The organism is Mycobacterium ulcerans subsp. shinshuense, from assembly GCF_002355775.1.
Taxonomy (GTDB): Bacteria; Actinomycetota; Actinomycetes; order Mycobacteriales; family Mycobacteriaceae; genus Mycobacterium; species Mycobacterium marinum.
Window position 1 is genome coordinate 44815 of record NZ_AP017625.1, and the last position, 21394, is coordinate 66208.

A 21394-nucleotide genomic window follows, 5' to 3' on the forward strand; every position below is an offset into this window, starting at 1 on the left:
TCACTCAAGGTTGACAGAGAGGGCAACACCCACGTCGTTCATCCAGTTTCCTATTCTGAGGGCGGTCAACGCTGCCCCATCTTGTAATAAGTTCATTGGTGTTTGGGCACGGTCAATTTTCGTGTCCGAGTGCAGTGTCATGTGCCGTGTTTCCGGTATTGGTATTCGGCGGTCTTCGTGGAATTGCAGGTAGCGGCCCAGGGCGGCAAGGTAACCGTCTACTCCGACCCTCGGTGCATTGATATGCTCGATTCGAGTCAAGACTGTCTCTACATAATCTTCAGTGCTGTTAGTCCCTTCGAGTGGATCCAACAGAACCAGACCCACAAGATCGATGTCAGCGTCTTGTAGACGTGTCATCGTTGCCTGAGCTAGCTCGCAGACAATGGAGTGCGCTACCAGAACAATGGACGTATTTGCGTAGGCGCCTGTGATGGCAGTTGCCAGCGCCTCTGCCGACGTCTCTATCGAATTTGGCAGCTGCGCGTCGTAAAAGCCGGGCGCCGCAATTTCAGCGAAGGTCAGTGAATGAATGTTCGCAGCAGCGAGGCGAGCGTACTCATTCTCTGAGGTAGAGATGCAGATCAGGGTGAGTAGCCCATCAGGAGACGCGTCAGCTATGTCCGTCACGGCCGGGAGCTGGTTGAGTTCAGCCATATTGCTGAAACTTTGGTTCAAATTGGATGCGGCCATCAATAGGTCAGCGCCGGCACGGAATTTGCCCTCATCGATCGCGTGGCTTAGCAGGGACGCAATTGGTCCGACCGTGGTATGGCTTTGGGTGAGTCGGGTGTGCAGGTGTTGGGTTAGCGCGGTGGGTGTGGGGTGATCGAAGATGAGGGTGGGGGGCAGATCCAGGCCGGTGTTGTGGGTGAGGGTGTTGCGCAGTTCGAGGGCGGTCAGCGAATCGATTCCGAGGTCTTTGAACGCGGTGGCTGGGCTGATGCTTTCGGGGGTGTGGTGGCCCAGCACGGTGGCGGTGGCCGCGGCCACGAGGGTGGCCAGTGTTTGTTGTTGCTGTTGGGGGCTAAGTCCGTTGAGGCGGGCAGCGAGATCGGTTGCGGCAGAAGCCGCCCGGCGCCGTGGTGTGGTGATCAGCGCAGACAGGATCGGGGCCAGGGTGTTGTCGCGGGCGTGTCGGGCCAGGGTGTGGGTGTTGATCGGGGCGGGTATCGAAACGGGCCGTCCGGTGGCGAGGGCGGCATCGAACAGGGCCAGTCCGTGGCTGGTGGCGATGGGCATCAAACCCAGGCGGGTCATGCGGGCTAGATCTACATCGGTTAGATGCGCGGTGAGACCGGTGTGAGTCTGCCAGTAGCCCCAGGCCAGGCTGGTCGCGGGCAAGCCCAGGCGGTGGCGGTAGTCGGCGAGAGCATCTAACGCGGTGTTGGCTGCCGCGTAGTTACCCTGACCGGGACTGCCTATCATTCCGGCCATGGACGAGAACATGATGAATGCAGACAGGTTGTGTTCGTAGGTGAGTTGGTGCAGCTGCCATGCCGCGTCGGTTTTGGGGGCCAGCACCTGGTCGAGTTGATCGCCGGTCAACTCGGTGATTGGGGTGTCGGCCAATACCGCGGCGGTGTGCACTACCGCGGTTAAACGGTGTTGTGTGGGCACTGAATTGACCAGGGCGGCCAGTGCTTCGGGGTCGCTGATATCGCAGGCCGTGATGGTGACATGAGCACCTAGATCGGTGAGCCGCTGCTGCAGATCGGTGGCACCGTGGGCCTGAGGTCCGCGCCGCGAGGTCAACAACAGATGCCGGACACCATGGGCAGAAACCAGATGCTCGGCAAACAAGGCACCCAGCGTCCCGGTCCCCCCGGTGATCAACACCGTGCCCTCAGGATCTACCACCACCGGCGCAGTGAGCGCACCGTCACTGCTGTGTCGGGTCAGGCGGGGGATGTGGATGGTGTCGCGGCGTATGGCCAGTTGGTTTTCGCGGGTTGGCAGGGTTAGGGCGGTGGTGAGGGTGTCGCTGTTGGTGTTGTCGTCGGTGTCGAGCAGTGTGAAGCGTCCGGGGTGTTCGTTTTGGGCGCTGCGGATCAGGCCCCACACTGCGGCGTGGGCTAGGTCGGGGACCGGGTCGTGGGCACTGGTGCTGACGCCGTGGCGGGTCACGATGACCAGTCGGGTGCCGGTGGTGTCGGGGTGAGTGAGCCAGTCCTGCACCACGGTAAGTGTTTGGCGGGTCAGGGTGTGTATCCGAGAAGACACCGCGGTGTCGGATGCTTGGTGTGCCTGGAGCTCTTCGTTGCTGGGCACCGGTACCGGCCACACAACCACGTCTGCTTCGGTGGTGCTGGTGTGCAGGTCGGTGCTGGTGTGTAGGTCGTGCAGGTAGCGGGGCAGCTGTTGAGTGGGTTCGGCGATCACCCGATACCGCAGGGCATCGGTGTCGGTGTCGGTGTCGGTCGTGGTGTCGGGGTGTGGTGGCCAGCTCAGGTGTAGTAGGCCAGCTGCCGTGGTTGCCGGAGCAGACCCTGTGGCGGTGGTGAGGGGGCGGGTGATCAATGAGTCGATGATCGCCACCGGGGCTCCGGTGGTGTCACTGGTGTGCACGGTGATGGCATCGGTGTTGGTACGGGTCAGCCGTACCCGCAATCGGGTGGCGTGGGTGGCGCGCAAACTGATGCCGGTAAAGGCGTAGGGCAGCCGCACCTGGTCACCGGTGTCTGCGGTGTTGGTGTCATCGGTGTTGTTGGTGGGGGGTTGGGTCAGGGCGAGTAGGGGGTGTAAAGCGGCGTCGAATAGGGCGGGGTGGATGCCGTAGCCGTCGATGTCGGTGTCTTCGGGTAGTTCAACTTCGGCGTAGATGACATCGGGTGTGGCGTGGTCACGCCATATCCGTTGCACACCTTGGAATGTTGGGCCGTAGTTGTAGCCCTGTGCAGCTAGGTCGTCGTAGAAGTCATCCACCTCGATCGCGGCTGTGCCGGGTGGAGGCCACGGCACAGGCGTTAGGGGGAGGTGGTTGTGGTCGGCGGTTTGTGCGGTCAGGACTGCGCTGGCATGCAGAACCCACTCGGGTTGTTCATCGCCGGTGGTGGTGTTGTCATGGCCGATATGTGGGCGCGAGTGGATGTTAAGAGACTGCCGGCCCATGTCATCGGTGTCGGTGACGGTGATCTGTAGATCCGCGGTGTCGTGGCCAGCGAGCAGCAGGGGGGTGTGCACGATCAGTTCGTTGACCGAGGAATATCCGGCACGGTCAGCGACATGCAGCGCTAGCTCGACAAATCCGGTGCCTGGGAACAGCACGGCTGATTCGACGGCGTGTTCGTTTAGCCATGGTTGGGTGCGTGGGCTGATCCGGCCGGTGAACACCCATCCGCGGTTTTCGGCCAGTTCGGTGGCGGTGTCTAGCAGCGGATGCATGGCGTGGGTATTGGCCCCGCTGAAATCACCGGCGGTGGGCAGCAGCCAGTAACGCTGATGCTGGAAAGCGTAGGTGGGCAGTGTGAGGGGGCGGGCCTGGCAGTAAAGAACATTCCAGGATGGGCTGATGCCATGGCAGTGCAGCTGGCCGAGTGCTGCAGCGAACGCGACAGCATCAGGGCGATCCTTGCGTAGAGCTGGCACTGCTGCGCCGCCGCCGCCGGCTTGTTCGACGGTGTCGGTGATCGCTTGTGTCAACACCGGGTGAGGTGAGAGTTCCAGGAAAACCTGCTCACCCGCCCCGAGCAGGGCAGCGACAGTGTCATGGAACCGGACAGTGTTACGTAGCTGTTGGGTCCAATAGTCAGGTGAGGCGAGTTGGTCGTGGCGGGCGATCTGCCCGGTGAGGTTGGACAAGATGGGCAAGGTGGGTGCGGTGAAGGTGAGTTGGGCCGCGATCTGGCGGAATTGTTCGAGGATGGGGTCCATATGTGGAGAGTGGAAAGCGTGACTGACCTGCAGTCGGGTGGTACGTCGATCTTGGGCAATGAAGTGCTCGCCGATTTGTTCGAGGCTGTCGTGATCTCCTGACAGTACGATCGACGTTGCTCCGTTGATCGCGGCGATGGACACGGCGTGGTCTAGGCCTTCAAGCAGCGGTTGTACTTCTGCTTCGCTGGCTTGTAGCGCGAGCATCGTCCCGCCGGGCGTGCAGGATTGCATCAGTCGTCCTCGGCTTGTGACCAAGGTGGCTGCGTCTTGCAGTGACAGCACACCGGCGGCGTATGCCGCGGTGAGTTCTCCGATGGAGTGGCCTAGCAGGTAGTCCGGGTGGATACCGGCGTGGGTGAACAATCGATGTAGAGCGGTTCCCAGCGCGAACAACGCCGGTTGTGCATAGAAGGTCTGGTCCAGCAGTTGCGCCATGGCAGTGTCTTGTTGGCTGAACATCACCTCAAGCAACGCAACATCGAGATGCGGGTTCAGCGCCGCAGCGACCTCGTCGAGGGCGTGGGCGAACACGGGGAATTGGCGGTAGAGATCTGCGCCCATGCCGGGGTATTGACTGCCCTGTCCGGGGAACACGAACACTGTTTTGCCGGGGCCCTGTGGGGTCAGCAGGCCTCTGCTCAGCAGGGGGTGTGTGCCGTTGTTGGCCAGGGCGTGCAGTGCGGCCAGCGCATCGGTTGTGTCGTGGTTGTTTTCGCTGTGGTGCTCAATGCTGGTGGTGATGGTGGCGCGGTGGGGGTGGTGGCTGCGTGTGGTAGCCAGGCTGTGGGCTACATCGATCGGATCCAGATCGGGGTGGGCGCTGAGATGCTGGTACAGACGGGCCGCTTGTGCGCTTAACCCCGGCGCTGAACGCGCTGACAACGGCCACACCAGTACACCCACTGCGGGATCAGAACCCACTGCGGGATCAGAACCTGTTGTGGTGTCGGGGGTTTGTGTGGTGTCGGGGGTGGGGGGTTGTTGGAGGATGAGGTGGGCGTTGGTGCCGCTGATGCCGAATGAGGACACCGCCGCGGTGCGGGGGTGGTCGGTGTTGGGCCATTGGATGGGCTCGGTTAGGAGTTGGACTGTGCCGCTGGACCAGTCGATGTGGGGGCTGGGTTGGTCGACGTGCAAGGTGGCGGGCAAGGTGGCGTGGGTGATGGCTTGGATCATCTTGACCACACCGGCGGCGCCGGCGGCGGCTTGGGTGTGGCCGATGTTGGATTTGATGGATCCCAGCCAAAGCGGTTGATCGGGCGTGTGGTGGTGGCCGTAGGTGGCGTGTAGGGCGCCGGCTTCGATGGGGTCACCCAGTGTGGTGCCGGTGCCGTGGGCTTCGACGGCGTCGACCTGGTCGTGGGTGAGGCCGGCGTTGGCTAGTGCTTGGTTGATGACGCGTTGTTGTGACGGGCCGTGGGGTGCGGTCAGTCCGTTGGATGCGCCGTCTTGGTTGATCGCCGATCCAGCGACGATCGCAAGGACCGGGTGGTTGTTGCGGCGGGCCTCGGAGAGCCGTTCAAGGACCAAGACCGCGGCGCCTTCACCAAAGCCGGTGCCATCGGCGGTAGCGGCGAAAGCTTTGCAGCGTCCATCTGGGGCCAGGCCGCGTTGGCGGGAGAACTCGGTGAAAACCGCAGGTGTGCTCATCACGGTGACGCCGCCGGCCAGTGCTAGCTGGGATTCGTTGTTGCGTAAGGATTGGCAGGCCAGGTGAATTGCCACCAGCGATGACGAGCAGGCGGTGTCAACGGTGATCGCTGGACCTTCTAGGCCCAAGGTGTAGGCGATACGGCCGGACATGACGCTAGTCGAGCCGCCGGTCATCGCATACCCCTCAGCGCCATCGGAGTTGGTGGCGCCGTAGGACTGGGCCCAGGCTCCGGCGAACACCCCGGTGGAGGTGCCGGCCAAGGTGTGCGCGGGAATACCCGCGGTTTCTAGCGCTTCCCAGCACACCTCCAGCAGCAGCCGCTGCTGGGGGTCCATCGCGCGTGCCTCCCGTGGAGAGATCCCAAAGAACCCGGCATCAAAACCTGCCGCATCGTCAAGGAACGCGCCGTAACGGGTGTAGGTTTTGCCGACCGCGTCCGGATCGGGATCAAACAGTCCCTCCACATCCCAACCCCGATCGGCCGGAAAATTACCCACCACATCACGGCCAGCGATCACCAAGTCCCACAACTGATCCGCTGATGCGACACCACCGGGGAAACGACACGCCATCCCCACCACCGCCACCGGCTCCTCGGTACGACCAGCTGCGATCACCACCGGAGCCGGCACCAGGGCACCGATGCCAGGGATCTGTTCAAGCAGATGCTCGGCCACCGCATGGGGTGTGGGGTGATCGAAGATGAGGGTGGGGGGCAGATCCAGGCCGGTGTTGTGGGTGAGGGTGTTGCGCAGTTCAAGGGCGGTCAGCGAATCGATTCCGAGGTCTTTGAACGCGGTGGCTGGGCTGATGCTTTCGGGGGTGTGGTGGCCCAGCACGGTGGCGGTGGCCGCGGCCACGAGGGTGGCCAGTGTTTGTTGTTGCTGTTGGGGGCTAAGTCCGTTGAGGCGGGCAGCGAGATCGGTTGCGGCAGAAGCCGCCCGGCGCCGTGGTGTGGTGATCAGCGCAGACAGGATCGGGGCCAGGGTGTTGTCGCGGGCGTGTCGGGCCAGGGTGTGGGTGTTGATCGGGGCGGGTATCGAAACGGGCCGTCCGGTGGCGAGGGCGGCATCGAACAGGGCCAGTCCGTGGCTGGTGGCGATGGGCATCAAACCCAGGCGGGTCATGCGGGCTAGATCTACATCGGTTAGATGCGCGGTGAGACCGGTGTGAGTCTGCCAGTAGCCCCAGGCCAGGCTGGTCGCGGGCAAGCCCAGGCGGTGGCGGTAGTCGGCGAGAGCATCTAACGCGGTGTTGGCTGCCGCGTAGTTACCCTGACCGGGACTGCCTATCATTCCGGCCATGGACGAGAACATGATGAATGCAGACAGGTTGTGTTCGTAGGTGAGTTGGTGCAGCTGCCATGCCGCGTCGATTTTGGGGGTCAGCACCTGGTCGAGTTGATCGCCGGTCAACTCGGTGATTGGGGTGTCGGCCAATACCGCGGCGGTGTGCACTACCGCGGTTAAACGGTGTTGTGTGGGCACTGAATTGACCAGGGCGGCCAGTGCTTCGGGGTCGCTGATATCGCAGGCCGTGATGGTGACATGAGCACCTAGATCGGTGAGCCGCTGCTGCAGATCGGTGGCACCGTGGGCCTGAGGTCCGCGCCGCGAGGTCAACAACAGATGCCGGACACCATGGGCAGAAACCAGATGCTCGGCAAACAAGGCACCCAGCGTCCCGGTCCCCCCGGTGATCAACACCGTGCCCTCAGGATCTACCACCACCGGCGCAGTGAGCGCACCGTCACTGCTGTGTCGGGTCAGGCGGGGGATGTGGATGGTGTCGCGGCGTATGGCCAGTTGGTTTTCGCGGGTTGGCAGGGTTAGGGCGGTGGTGAGGGTGTCGCTGTTGGTGTTGTCGTCGGTGTCGAGCAGTGTGAAGCGTCCGGGGTGTTCGTTTTGGGCGCTGCGGATCAGGCCCCACACTGCGGCGTGGGCTAGGTCGGGGACCGGGTCGTGGGCACTGGTGCTGACGCCGTGGCGGGTCACGATGACCAGTCGGGTGCCGGTGGTGTCGGAGTGAGTGAGCCAGTCCTGCACCACGGTAAGTGTTTGGCGGGTCAGGGTGTGTATCCGAGAAGACACCGCGGTGTCGGATGCTTGGTGTGCCTGGAGCTCTTCGTTGCTGGGCACCGGTACCGGCCACACAACCACGTCTGCTTCGGTGGTGCTGGTGTGCAGGTCGGTGCTGGTGTGTAGGTCGTGCAGGTAGCGGGGCAGCTGTTGAGTGGGTTCGGCGATCACCCGATACCGCAGGGCATCGGTGTCGGTGTCGGTGTCGGTCGTGGTGTCGGGGTGTGGTGGCCAGCTCAGGTGTAGTAGGCCAGCTGCCGTGGCTGCCGGAGCAGACCCTGTGGCGGTGGTGAGGGGGCGGGTGATCAATGAGTCGATGATCGCCACCGGGGCTCCGGTGGTGTCACTGGTGTGCACGGTGATGGCATCGGTGTTGGTACGGGTCAGCCGTACCCGCAATCGGGTGGCGTGGGTGGCGCGCAAACTGATGCCGGTAAAGGCGTAGGGCAGCCGCACCTGGTCACCGGTGTCTGCGGTGTTGGTGTCATCGGTGTTGTTGGTGGGGGGTTGGGTCAGGGCGAGTAGGGGGTGTAAAGCGGCGTCGAATAGGGCGGGGTGGATGCCGTAGCCGTCGATGTCGGTGTCTTCGGGTAGTTCAACTTCGGCGTAGATGACATCGGGTGTGGCGTGGTCACGCCATATCCGTTGCACACCTTGGAATGTTGGGCCGTAGTTGTAGCCCTGTGCAGCTAGGTCGTCGTAGAAGTCATCCACCTCGATCGCGGCTGTGCCGGGTGGAGGCCACGGCACAGGCGTTAGGGGGAGGTGGTTGTGGTCGGCGGTTTGTGCGGTCAGGACTGCGCTGGCATGCAGAACCCACTCGGGTTGTTCATCGCCGGTGGTGGTGTTGTCATGGCCGATATGTGGGCGCGAGTGGATGTTAAGAGACTGCCGGCCCATGTCATCGGTGTCGGTGACGGTGATCTGTAGATCCGCGGTGTCGTGGCCAGCGAGCAGCAGGGGGGTGTGCACGATCAGTTCGTTGACCGAGGAATATCCGGCACGGTCAGCGACATGCAGCGCTAGCTCGACAAATCCGGTGCCTGGGAACAGCACGGCTGATTCGACGGCGTGTTCGTTTAGCCATGGTTGGGTGCGTGGGCTGATCCGGCCGGTGAACACCCATCCGCGGTTTTCGGCCAGTTCGGTGACGGTGTCTAGCAGCGGATGCATGGCGTGGGTATTGGCCCCGCTGAAATCACCGGCGGTGGGCAGCAGCCAGTAACGCTGATGCTGGAAAGCGTAGGTGGGCAGTGTGAGGGGGCGGGCCTGGCAGTAAAGAACATTCCAGGATGGGCTGATGCCATGGCAGTGCAGCTGGCCGAGTGCTGCAGCGAACGCGACAGCATCAGGGCGATCCTTGCGTAAAGCTGGCACTGCTGCGCCGCCGCCGCCGGCTTGTTCGACGGTGTCGGTGATCGCTTGTGTCAACACCGGGTGAGGTGAGAGTTCCAGGAAAACCTGCTCACCCGCCCCGAGCAGGGCAGCGACAGTGTCATGGAACCGGACAGTGTTACGGATGTTGCGGTACCAGTAGTCCGCGGTCATTGTGGTGGTGTCGTAGGCGGTGTCGTGAGGTTCGCCGTCGACGGTGGAATACATCGCGATGGTTGATGGCCGCGGTGTCAGCTCGGGTAGCTCGTCGAGGAACTGATGGCGGATGTGTTCCATATAGGGGGAATGAGAGGGGTAGTCCACCGGGATAGCGCGAGCGTCGATGTTTTCGTGTTCGCAGGTAGTCAGCAATTCGGTGATCGCTGTGGTATCGCCGGAGACCACAGCGCTAGCGGGGCCGTTAACTGCGGCGACAGTGATCTTGCCGTCCCACCGTGCCAGCAGCTGGGTCAGTGGTTCCTCGGGCGATAGCACTGAAGCCATGGCACCGGCACCGGCCAGGTCGGTCAAGACACGGCTGCGCAAAGCCACTACCGCAGCTGCTTCGGGCAAGGTCAGGGCTCCGGCCACATGTGCCGCGGCGATCTCGCCCTGGGAGTGGCCGATGACTGCATCGGGGGTGATTCCGGCCCACCGCCAGAGTGCGGCTAACGACACCATCACCGAGAACAACACAGGCTGGACCACATCGACCCGCTCCAACGACGGGGCCTCGGGTTCGTCGTGTAACACAGCTAGCACCGACCATCCAGTGAAAGGCTGTAACGCTGCGTCGCATGCGTCGAGGGCGTGGGCGAACACGGGGAATTGGCGGTAGAGATCTGCGCCCATGCCGGGGTATTGACTGCCCTGTCCGGGGAACACGAACACTGTTTTGCCGGGGCCCTGTGGGGTCAGCAGGCCTCTGCTCAGCAGGGGGTGTGTGCCGTTGTTGGCCAGGGCGTGCAGTGCGGCCAGCGCATCGGTTGTGTCGTGGTTGTTTTCGCTGTGGTGCTCAATGCTGGTGGTGATGGTGGCGCGGTGGGGGTGGTGGCTGCGTGTGGTAGCCAGGCTGTGGGCTACATCGATCGGATCCAGATCGGGGTGGGCGCTGAGATGCTGGTACAGACGGGCCGCTTGTGCGCTTAACCCCGGCGCTGAACGCGCTGACAACGGCCACACCAGTACACCCACTGCGGGATCAGAACCCACTGCGGGATCAGAACCCACTGCGGGATCAGAACCTGTTGTGGTGTCGGGGGTTTGTGTGGTGTCGGGGGTGGGGGGTTGTTGGAGGATGAGGTGGGCGTTGGTGCCGCTGATGCCGAATGAGGACACCGCCGCGGTGCGGGGGTGGTCGGTGTTGGGCCATTGGATGGGCTCGGTTAGGAGTTGGACTGTGCCGCTGGACCAGTCGATGTGGGGGCTGGGTTGGTCGACGTGCAAGGTGGCGGGCAAGGTGGCGTGGGTGATGGCTTGGATCATCTTGACCACACCGGCGGCGCCGGCGGCGGCTTGGGTGTGGCCGATGTTGGATTTGATGGACCCCAGCCAAAGCGGTTGATCGGGCGTGTGGTGGTGGCCGTAGGTGGCGTGTAGGGCGCCGGCTTCGATGGGGTCACCCAGTGTGGTGCCGGTGCCGTGGGCTTCGACGGCGTCGACCTGGTCGTGGGTGAGGCCGGCGTTGGCTAGTGCTTGGTTGATGACGCGTTGTTGTGACGGGCCGTGGGGTGCGGTCAGTCCGTTGGATGCGCCGTCTTGGTTGATCGCCGATCCAGCGACGATCGCAAGGACCGGGTGGTTGTTGCGGCGGGCCTCGGAGAGCCGTTCAAGGACCAAGACCGCGGCGCCTTCACCAAAGCCGGTGCCATCGGCGGTAGCGGCGAAGGCTTTGCAGCGTCCATCTGGGGCCAGGCCGCGTTGGCGGGAGAAATCGGTGAAAACCGCAGGTGTGCTCATCACGGTGACGCCGCCGGCCAGTGCTAGCTGGGATTCGTTGTTGCGTAAGGATTGGCAGGCCAGGTGAATTGCCACCAGCGATGACGAGCAGGCGGTGTCAACGGTGATCGCTGGACCTTCTAGGCCCAAGGTGTAGGCGATACGGCCGGACATGACGCTAGTCGCGCCACCGGTCATCGCATACCCCTCAGCGTCATCGGAGTTGGTGGCGCCGTAGGACTGGGCCCAGGCTCCGGCGAACACCCCGGTGGAGGTGCCGGCCAAGGTGTGCGCGGGAATACCCGCGGTTTCTAGCGCTTCCCAGCACACCTCCAGCAGCAGCCGCTGCTGGGGGTCCATCGCGCGTGCCTCCCGTGGAGAGATCCCAAAGAACCCGGCATCAAAACCTGCCGCATCGTCAAGGAACGCGCCGTAACGGGTGTAGGTTTTGCCGACCGCGTCCGGATCGGGATCAAACAGTCCCTCCACATCCCAACCCCGATCGGCCGGAAAATTACCCACCACATCACGGCCAGCGATCACCAAGTCCCACAACTGATCCGCTGATGCGACACCACCGGGGAAACGACACGCCATCCCCACCACCGCCACCGGCTCCTCGGTACGACCAGCTGCGATCACCACCGGAGCCGGCACCAGGGCACCGATGCCAGGGATCTGTTCAAGCAGATGCTCGGCCACCGCATGGGGTGTGGGGTGATCGAAGATGAGGGTGGGGGGCAGATCCAGGCCGGTGTTGTGGGTGAGGGTGTTGCGCAGTTCAAGGGCGGTCAGCGAATCGATTCCGAGGTCTTTGAACGCGGTGGCTGGGCTGATGCTTTCGGGGGTGTGGTGGCCCAGCACGGTGGCGGTGGCCGCGGCCACGAGGGTGGCCAGTGTTTGTTGTTGCTGTTGGGGGCTAAGTCCGTTGAGGCGGGCAGCGAGATCGGTTGCGGCAGAAGCCGCCCGGCGCCGTGGTGTGGTGATCAGCGCAGACAGGATCGGGGCCAGGGTGTTGTCGCGGGCGTGTCGGGCCAGGGTGTGGGTGTTGATCGGGGCGGGTATCGAAACGGGCCGTCCGGTGGCGAGGGCGGCATCGAACAGGGCCAGTCCGTGGCTGGTGGCGATGGGCATCAAACCCAGGCGGGTCATGCGGGCTAGATCTACATCGGTTAGATGCGCGGTGAGACCGGTGTGAGTCTGCCAGTAGCCCCAGGCCAGGCTGGTCGCGGGCAAGCCCAGGCGGTGGCGGTAGTCGGCGAGAGCATCTAACGCGGTGTTGGCTGCCGCGTAGTTACCCTGACCGGGACTGCCTATCATTCCGGCCATGGACGAGAACATGATGAATGCAGACAGGTTGTGTTCGTAGGTGAGTTGGTGCAGCTGCCATGCCGCGTCGATTTTGGGGGCCAGCACCTGGTCGAGTTGATCGCCGGTCAACTCGGTGATTGGGGTGTCGGCCAATACCGCGGCGGTGTGCACTACCGCGGTTAAACGGTGTTGTGTGGGCACTGAATTGACCAGGGCGGCCAGTGCTTCGGGGTCGCTGATATCGCAGGCCGTGATGGTGACATGAGCACCTAGATCGGTGAGCCGCTGCTGCAGATCGGTGGCACCGTGGGCCTGAGGTCCGCGCCGCGAGGTCAACAACAGATGCCGGACACCATGGGCAGAAACCAGATGCTCGGCAAACAAGGCACCCAGCGTCCCGGTCCCCCCGGTGATCAACACCGTGCCCTCAGGATCTACCACCACCGGCGCAGTGAGCGCACCGTCACTGCTGTGTCGGGTCAGGCGGGGGATGTGGATGGTGTCGCGGCGTATGGCCAGTTGGTTTTCGCGGGTTGGCAGGGTTAGGGCGGTGGTGAGGGTGTCGCTGTTGGTGTTGTCGTCGGTGTCGAGCAGTGTGAAGCGTCCGGGGTGTTCGTTTTGGGCGCTGCGGATCAGGCCCCACACTGCGGCGTGGGCTAGGTCGGGGACCGGGTCGTGGGCACTGGTGCTGACGCCGTGGCGGGTCACGATGACCAGTCGGGTGCCGGTGGTGTCGGGGTGAGTGAGCCAGTCCTGCACCACGGTAAGTGTTTGGCGGGTCAGGGTGTGTATCCGAGAAGACACCGCGGTGTCGGATGCTTGGTGTGCCTGGAGCTCTTCGTTGCTGGGCACCGGTACCGGCCACACAACCACGTCTGCTTCGGTGGTGCTGGTGTGCAGGTCGGTGCTGGTGTGTAGGTCGTGCAGGTAGCGGGGCAGCTGTTGAGTGGGTTCGGCGATCACCCGATACCGCAGGGCATCGGTGTCGGTGTCGGTGTCGGTCGTGGTGTCGGGGTGTGGTGGCCAGCTCAGGTGTAGTAGGCCAGCTGCCGTGGCTGCCGGAGCAGACCCTGTGGCGGTGGTGAGGGGGCGGGTGATCAATGAGTCGATGATCGCCACCGGGGCTCCGGTGGTGTCACTGGTGTGCACGGTGATGGCATCGGTGTTGGTACGGGTCAGCCGTACCCGCAATCGGGTGGCGTGGGTGGCGCGCAAACTGATGCCGGTAAAGGCGTAGGGCAGCCGCACCTGGTCACCGGTGTCTGCGGTGTTGGTGTCATCGGTGTTGTTGGTGGGGGGTTGGGTCAGGGCGAGTAGGGGGTGTAAAGCGGCGTCGAATAGGGCGGGGTGGATGCCGTAGCCGTCGATGTCGGTGTCTTCGGGTAGTTCAACTTCGGCGTAGATGACATCGGGTGTGGCGTGGTCACGCCATATCCGTTGCACACCTTGGAATGTTGGGCCGTAGTTGTAGCCCTGTGCAGCTAGGTCGTCGTAGAAGTCATCCACCTCGATCGCGGCTGTGCCGGGTGGAGGCCACGGCACAGGCGTTAGGGGGAGGTGGTTGTGGTCGGCGGTTTGTGCGGTCAGGACTGCGCTGGCATGCAGAACCCACTCGGGTTGTTCATCGCCGGTGGTGGTGTTGTCATGGCCGATATGTGGGCGCGAGTGGATGTTAAGAGACTGCCGGCCCATGTCATCGGTGTCGGTGACGGTGATCTGTAGATCCGCGGTGTCGTGGCCAGCGAGCAGCAGGGGGGTGTGCACGATCAGTTCGTTGACCGAGGAATATCCGGCACGGTCAGCGACATGCAGCGCTAGCTCGACAAATCCGGTGCCTGGGAACAGCACGGCTGATTCGACGGCGTGTTCGTTTAGCCATGGTTGGGTGCGTGGGCTGATCCGGCCGGTGAACACCCATCCGCGGTTTTCGGCCAGTTCGGTGGCGGTGTCTAGCAGCGGATGCATGGCGTGGGTATTGGCCCCGCTGAAATCACCGGCGGTGGGCAGCAGCCAGTAACGCTGATGCTGGAAAGCGTAGGTGGGCAGTGTGAGGGGGCGGGCCTGGCAGTAAAGAACATTCCAGGATGGGCTGATGCCATGGCAGTGCAGCTGGCCGAGTGCTGCAGCGAACGCGACAGCATCAGGGCGATCCTTGCGTAAAGCTGGCACTGCTGCGCCGCCGCCGCCGGCTTGTTCGACGGTGTCGGTGATCGCTTGTGTCAACACCGGGTGAGGTGAGAGTTCCAGGAAAACCTGCTCACCCGCCCCGAGCAGGGCAGCGACAGTGTCATGGAACCGGACAGTGTTACGGATGTTGCGGTACCAGTAGTCCGCGGTCATTGTGGTGGTGTCGTAGGCGGTGTCGTGAGGTTCGCCGTCGACGGTGGAATACATCGCGATGGTTGATGGCCGCGGTGTCAGCTCGGGTAGCTCGTCGAGGAACTGATGGCGGATGTGTTCCATATAGGGGGAATGAGAGGGGTAGTCCACCGGGATAGCGCGAGCGTCGATGTTTTCGTGTTCGCAGGTAGTCAGCAATTCGGTGATCGCTGTGGTATCGCCGGAGACCACAGCGCTAGCGGGGCCGTTAACTGCGGCGACAGTGATCTTGCCGTCCCACCGTGCCAGCAGCTGGGTCAGTGGTTCCTCGGGCGATAGCACTGAAGCCATGGCACCGGCACCGGCCAGGTCGGTCAAGACACGGCTGCGCAAAGCCACTACCGCAGCTGCTTCGGGCAAGGTCAGGGCTCCGGCCACATGTGCCGCGGCGATCTCGCCCTGGGAGTGGCCGATGACTGCATCGGGGGTGATTCCGGCCCACCGCCAGAGTGCGGCTAACGACACCATCACCGAGAACAACACAGGCTGGACCACATCGACCCGCTCCAACGACGGGGCCTCGGGTTCGTCGTGTAACACAGCTAGCACCGACCATCCAGTGAAAGGCTGTAACGCTGCGTCGCATGCGTCGAGGGCGTGGGCGAACACGGGGAATTGGCGGTAGAGATCTGCGCCCATGCCGGGGTATTGACTGCCCTGTCCGGGGAACACGAACACTGTTTTGCCGGGGCCCTGTGGGGTCAGCAGGCCTCTGCTCAGCAGGGGGTGTGTGCCGTTGTTGGCCAGGGCGTGCAGTGCGGCCAGCGCATCGGTTGTGTCGTGGTTGTTTTCGCTGTGGTGCTCAATGCTGGTGGTGATGGTGGCGCGGTGGGGGTGGTGGCTGCGTGTGGTAGCCAGGCTGTGGGCTACATCGATCGGATCCAGATCGGGGTGGGCGCTGAGATGCTGGTACAGACGGGCCGCTTGTGCGCTTAACCCCGGCGCTGAACGCGCTGACAACGGCCACACCAGTACACCCACTGCGGGATCAGAACCCACTGCGGGATCAGAACCCACTGCGGGATCAGAACCTGTTGTGGTGTCGGGGGTTTGTGTGGTGTCGGGGGTGGGGGGTTGTTGGAGGATGAGGTGGGCGTTGGTGCCGCTGATGCCGAATGAGGACACCGCCGCGGTGCGGGGGTGGTCGGTGTTGGGCCATTGGATGGGCTCGGTTAGGAGTTGGACTGTGCCGCTGGACCAGTCGATGTGGGGGCTGGGTTGGTCGACGTGCAAGGTGGCGGGCAAGGTGGCGTGGGTGATGGCTTGGATCATCTTGACCACACCGGCGGCGCCGGCGGCGGCTTGGGTGTGGCCGATGTTGGATTTGATGGACCCCAGCCAAAGCGGTTGATCGGGCGTGTGGTGGTGGCCGTAGGTGGCGTGTAGGGCGCCGGCTTCGATGGGGTCACCCAGTGTGGTGCCGGTGCCGTGGGCTTCGACGGCGTCGACCTGGTCGTGGGTGAGGCCGGCGTTGGCTAGTGCTTGGTTGATGACGCGTTGTTGTGACGGGCCGTGGGGTGCGGTCAGTCCGTTGGATGCGCCGTCTTGGTTGATCGCCGATCCAGCGACGATCGCAAGGACCGGGTGGTTGTTGCGGCGGGCCTCGGAGAGCCGTTCAAGGACCAAGACCGCGGCGCCTTCACCCCAGCCGGTGCCATCGGCGGTAGCGGCGAAAGCTTTGCAGCGTCCATCTGGGGCCAGGCCGCGTTGGCGGGAGAACTCGGTGAAAACCGCAGGTGTGCTCATCACGGTGACGCCGCCGGCCAGTGCTAGCTGGGATTCGTTGTTGCGTAAGGATTGGCAGGCCAGGTGAATTGCCACCAACGATGACGAGCAGGCGGTGTCAACGGTGATCGCTGGACCTTCTAGGCCCAAGGTGTAGGCGATACGGCCGGACATGACGCTAGTCGAGCCGCCGGTCATCGCATACCCCTCAGCGCCATCGGAGTTGATGGCGCCGTAGGACTGGGCCCAGGCTCCGGCGAACACCCCGGTGGAGGTGCCGGCCAAGGTGTGCGCGGGAATACCCGCGGTTTCTAGCGCTTCCCAGCACACCTCCAGCAGCAGCCGCTGCTGGGGGTCCATCGCGCGTGCCTCCCGTGGAGAGATCCCAAAGAACCCGGCATCAAAACCTGCCGCATCGTCAAGGAACGCGCCGTAACGGGTGTAGGTTTTGCCGACCGCGTCCGGATCGGGATCAAACAATCCCTCCACATCCCAACCCCGATCGGCCGGAAAATTACCCACCACATCACGGCCAGCGATCACCAAGTCCCACAACTGATCCGCTGATGCGACACCACCGGGGAAACGACACGCCATCCCCACCACCGCCACCGGCTCCTCGGTACGACCAGCTGCGATCACCACCGGAGCCGGCACCAGGGCACCGATGCCAGGGATCTGTTCAAGCAGATGCTCGGCCACCGCATGGGGTGTGGGGTGATCGAAGATGAGGGTGGGGGGCAGATCCAGGCCGGTGTTGTGGGTGAGGGTGTTGCGCAGTTCAAGGGCGGTCAGCGAATCGATTCCGAGGTCTTTGAACGCGGTGGCTGGGCTGATGCTTTCGGGGGTGTGGTGGCCCAGCACGGTGGCGGTGGCCGCGGCCACGAGGGTGGCCAGTGTTTGTTGTTGCTGTTGGGGGCTAAGTCCGTTGAGGCGGGCAGCGAGATCGGTTGCGGCAGAAGCCGCCCGGCGCCGTGGTGTGGTGATCAGCGCAGACAGGATCGGGGCCAGGGTGTTGTCGCGGGCGTGTCGGGCCAGGGTGTGGGTGTTGATCGGGGCGGGTATCGAAACGGGCCGTCCGGTGGCGAGGGCGGCATCGAACAGGGCCAGTCCGTGGCTGGTGGCGATGGGCATCAAACCCAGGCGGGTCATGCGGGCTAGATCTACATCGGTTAGATGCGCGGTGACACCGGTGCGGGTCTGCCAGTAGCCCCAGGCCAGGCTGGTCGCGGGCAAGCCCAGGCGGTGGCGGTAGTCGGCGAGAGCATCTAACGCGGTGTTGGCTGCCGCGTAGTTACCCTGACCGGGACTGCCTATCATTCCGGCCATGGACGAGAACATGATGAATGCAGACAGGTTGTGTTCGTAGGTGAGTTGGTGCAGCTGCCATGCCGCGTCGATTTTGGGGGCCAGCACCTGGTCGAGTTGATCGCCGGTCAACTCGGTGATTGGGGTGTCGGCCAATACCGCGGCGGTGTGCACTACCGCGGTTAAACGGTGTTGTGTGGGCACTGAATTGACCAGGGCGGCCAGTGCTTCGGGGTCGCTGATATCGCAGGCCGTGATGGTGACATGAGCACCTAGATCGGTGAGCCGCTGCTGCAGATCGGTGGCACCGTGGGCCTGAGGTCCGCGCCGCGAGGTCAACAACAGATGCCGGACACCATGGGCAGAAACCAGATGCTCGGCAAACAAGGCACCCAGCGTCCCGGTCCCCCCGGTGATCAACACCGTGCCCTCAGGATCTACCACCACCGGCGCAGTGAGCGCACCGTCACTGCTGTGTCGGGTCAGGCGGGGGATGTGGATGGTGTCGCGGCGTATGGCCAGTTGGTTTTCGCGGGTTGGCAGGGTTAGGGCGGTGGTGAGGGTGTCGCTGTTGGTGTTGTCGTCGGTGTCGAGCAGTGTGAAGCGTCCGGGGTGTTCGTTTTGGGCGCTGCGGATCAGGCCCCACACTGCGGCGTGGGCTAGGTCGGGGACCGGGTCGTGGGCACTGGTGCTGACGCCGTGGCGGGTCACGATGACCAGTCGGGTGCCGGTGGTGTCGGGGTGAGTGAGCCAGTCCTGCACCACGGTAAGTGTTTGGCGGGTCAGGGTGTGTATCCGAGAAGACACCGCGGTGTCGGATGCTTGGTGTGCCTGGAGCTCTTCGTTGCTGGGCACCGGTACCGGCCACACAACCACGTCTGCTTCGGTGGTGCTGGTGTGCAGGTCGGTGCTGGTGTGTAGGTCGTGCAGGTAGCGGGGCAGCTGTTGAGTGGGTTCGGCGATCACCCGATACCGCAGGGCATCGGTGTCGGTGTCGGTGTCGGTCGTGGTGTCGGGGTGTGGTGGCCAGCTCAGGTGTAGTAGGCCAGCTGCCGTGGCTGCCGGAGCAGACCCTGTGGCGGTGGTGAGGGGGCGGGTGATCAATGAGTCGATGATCGCCACCGGGGCTCCGGTGGTGTCACTGGTGTGCACGGTGATGGCATCGGTGTTGGTACGGGTCAGCCGTACCCGCAATCGGGTGGCGTGGGTGGCGCGCAAACTGATGCCGGTAAAGGCGTAGGGCAGCCGCACCTGGTCACCGGTGTCTGCGGTGTTGGTGTCATCGGTGTTGTTGGTGGGGGGTTGGGTCAGGGCGAGTAGGGGGTGTAAAGCGGCGTCGAATAGGGCGGGGTGGATGCCGTAGCCGTCGATGTCGGTGTCTTCGGGTAGTTCAACTTCGGCGTAGATGACATCGGGTGTGGCGTGGTCACGCCATATCCGTTGCACACCTTGGAATGTTGGGCCGTAGTTGTAGCCCTGTGCAGCTAGGTCGTCGTAGAAGTCATCCACCTCGATCGCGGCTGTGCCGGGTGGAGGCCACGGCACAGGCGTTAGGGGGAGGTGGTTGTGGTCGGCGGTTTGTGCGGTCAGGACTGCGCTGGCATGCAGAACCCACTCGGGTTGTTCATCGCCGGTGGTGGTGTTGTCATGGCCGATATGTGGGCGCGAGTGGATGTTAAGAGACTGCCGGCCCATGTCATCGGTGTCGGTGACGGTGATCTGTAGATCCGCGGTGTCGTGGCCAGCGAGCAGCAGGGGGGTGTGCACGATCAGTTCGTTGACCGAGGAATATCCGGCACGGTCAGCGACATGCAGCGCTAGCTCGACAAATCCGGTGCCTGGGAACAGCACGGCTGATTCGACGGCGTGTTCGTTTAGCCATGGTTGGGTGCGTGGGCTGATCCGGCCGGTGAACACCCATCCGCGGTTTTCGGCCAGTTCGGTGGCGGTGTCTAGCAGCGGATGCATGGCGTGGGTATTGGCCCCGCTGAAATCACCGGCGGTGGGCAGCAGCCAGTAACGCTGATGCTGGAAAGCGTAGGTGGGCAGTGTGAGGGGGCGGGCCTGGCAGTAAAGAACATTCCAGGATGGGCTGATGCCATGGCAGTGCAGCTGGCCGAGTGCTGCAGCGAACGCGACAGCATCAGGGCGATCCTTGCGTAAAGCTGGCACTGCTGCGCCGCCGCCGCCGGCTTGTTCGACGGTGTCGGTGATCGCTTGTGTCAACACCGGGTGAGGTGAGAGTTCCAGGAAAACCTGCTCACCCGCCCCGAGCAGGGCAGCGACAGTGTCATGGAACCGGACAGTGTTACGTAGCTGTTGGGTCCAATAGTCAGGTGAGGCGAGTTGGTCGTGGCGGGCGATCTGCCCGGTGAGGTTGGACAAGATGGGCAAGGTGGGTGCGGTGAAGGTGAGTTGGGCCGCGATCTGGCGGAATTGTTCGAGGATGGGGTCCATATGTGGAGAGTGGAAAGCGTGACTGACCTGCAGTCGGGTGGTACGTCGATCTTGGGCAATGAAGTGCTCGCCGATTTGTTCGAGGCTGTCGTGATCTCCTGACAGTACGATCGACGTTGCTCCGTTGATCGCGGCGATGGACACGGCGTGGTCTAGGCCTTCAAGCAGCGGTTGTACTTCTGCTTCGCTGGCTTGTAGCGCGAGCATCGTCCCGCCGGGCGTGCAGGATTGCATCAGTCGTCCTCGGCTTGTGACCAAGGTGGCTGCGTCTTGCAGTGACAGCACACCGGCGGCGTATGCCGCGGTGAGTTCTCCGATGGAGTGGCCTAGCAGGTAGTCCGGGTGGATACCGGCGTGGGTGAACAATCGATGTAGAGCGGTTCCCAGCGCGAACAACGCCGGTTGTGCATAGAAGGTCTGGTCCAGCAGTTGCGCCATGGCAGTGTCTTGTTGGCTGAACATCACCTCAAGCAACGCAACATCGAGATGCGGGTTCAGCGCCGCAGCGACCTCGTCGAGGGCGTGGGCGAACACGGGGAATTGGCGGTAGAGATCTGCGCCCATGCCGGGGTATTGACTGCCCTGTCCGGGGAACACGAACACTGTTTTGCCGGGGCCCTGTGGGGTCAGCAGGCCTCTGCTCAGCAGGGGGTGTGTGCCGTTGTTGGCCAGGGCGTGCAGTGCGGCCAGCGCATCGGTTGTGTCGTGGTTGTTTTCGCTGTGGTGCTCAATGCTGGTGGTGATGGTGGCGCGGTGGGGGTGGTGGCTGCGTGTGGTAGCCAGGCTGTGGGCTACATCGATCGGATCCAGATCGGGGTGGGCGCTGAGATGCTGGTACAGACGGGCCGCTTGTGCGCTTAACCCCGGCGCTGAACGCGCTGACAACGGCCACACCAGTACACCCACTGCGGGATCAGAACCCACTGCGGGATCAGAACCTGTTGTGGTGTCGGGGGTTTGTGTGGTGTCGGGGGTGGGGGGTTGTTGGAGGATGAGGTGGGCGTTGGTGCCGCTGATGCCGAATGAGGACACCGCCGCGGTGCGGGGGTGGTCGGTGTTGGGCCATTGGATGGGCTCGGTTAGGAGTTGGACTGTGCCGCTGGACCAGTCGATGTGGGGGCTGGGTTGGTCGACGTGCAAGGTGGCGGGCAAGGTGGCGTGGGTGATGGCTTGGATCATCTTGACCACACCGGCGGCGCCGGCGGCGGCTTGGGTGTGGCCGATGTTGGATTTGATGGATCCCAGCCAAAGCGGTTGATCGGGCGTGTGGTGGTGGCCGTAGGTGGCGTGTAGG

The 21394-nt window shown here is 63.5% G+C and carries 1 protein-coding gene (cut by a window edge); it reads right to left on the reverse strand.

Going from position 1 to position 21394, the window contains the following annotated elements; all coding sequences use genetic code 11:
- Nucleotides 1-21394 carry the 3' portion of a type I polyketide synthase gene (locus SHTP_RS26455; protein ID WP_096372705.1) on the reverse strand. The gene runs 21029 nt beyond the window's last position, so the window shows 21394 of its 42423 coding nt (coding positions 21030-42423); its start codon lies off the right edge, out of view — the gene reads right to left on this strand; its stop codon occupies nucleotides 1-3.